The organism is Streptomyces sp. ADMS (genome assembly GCF_033441795.1).
Taxonomy (GTDB): Bacteria; Actinomycetota; Actinomycetes; order Streptomycetales; family Streptomycetaceae; genus Streptomyces.
Genome location: NZ_JAVFVX010000493.1, coordinates 1 through 343 on the forward strand (window position 1 = coordinate 1; position 343 = coordinate 343).

Genomic DNA, 343 nt, shown 5'->3' on the forward strand with positions numbered 1-343 from the left:
TCATGCCGCCGGTGAGCTTGACCTGGTGCGTGACGTCGGTCGTGGCGGACTTCAGCCGCACGTCGTCGGCCGCGCGGAGCTGGGACGCGGTCAGGATCGTGCCGTTGAGCTCCTTCGGCCGCACGGTGGCCGTGGGTGCGCGGCCGGAGGCGGTGCGGACGAGGGCCAGGCCGGTTGTGTTCTTTCCCTCGGCCAGGGCGACCAGAGGGAAGACGCCGTCGCCGAGCGTGACCAGTACGTCGTAGCGCTCGCCCATGCCGATCAGGAGCGCATCCATTTGCTGGTGCCGGACGGGGAAGCCGTCGGTGTGGGTGATCGTCATCCTGTGGCCCCCGAGGGCGAC

The 343-nt window shown here is 70.3% G+C and carries 1 pseudogene; it reads right to left on the minus strand.

What is annotated here, in order from left to right:
• A pseudogene (locus RB628_RS41705) lies at positions 1–343 on the minus strand (multicopper oxidase family protein); the annotation flags it as partial.